The organism is Vibrio sp. S234-5 (assembly GCF_000960595.1).
Classification (GTDB): Bacteria; Pseudomonadota; Gammaproteobacteria; order Enterobacterales; family Vibrionaceae; genus Vibrio.
On record NZ_JZAM01000450.1, the window covers coordinates 1 to 383 of the forward strand.

1 rRNA gene is annotated in these 383 nt (G+C 41.8%); it reads left to right on the top strand.

The window, feature by feature from the left end:
• The first annotated feature begins 8 nt into the window (after positions 1–8).
• Positions 9–124: ribosomal RNA gene (gene rrf, locus UF06_RS22945) — 5S ribosomal RNA — on the top strand.
• Positions 125–383 lie beyond the last annotated feature (259 nt).

Consider the following 383-nt stretch of genomic DNA (forward strand, 5'->3'; position numbering starts at 1 on the left):
AGAATTTGCTTGGCGACCATAGCGTTTTGGACCCACCTGACTCCATCCCGAACTCAGAAGTGAAACGAAACAGCGTCGATGGTAGTGTGGGGTCTCCCCATGTGAGAGTAGAACATCGCCAGGCTTTGAATTCGACTTGTCTTTAATTAGACGAGTCACCATAAAGTTTTAAGCAAAAAGCTTAGAGTTTTATGTTGACTTACAGAGTCAATAGCGTATCATACGCGTCCTGCCTAAGTGCTAAGGTGCTGAAAGCAAAGCTCTTTAACAATATAAACCTATCAATCTGTGTGGGCACTCGTTGATGATAATCCAAAAGATTTATCAATGAACTGAGTGACCAATTTGATACTTCGGTATCGAGCACAGTCAATTCAAGTTTT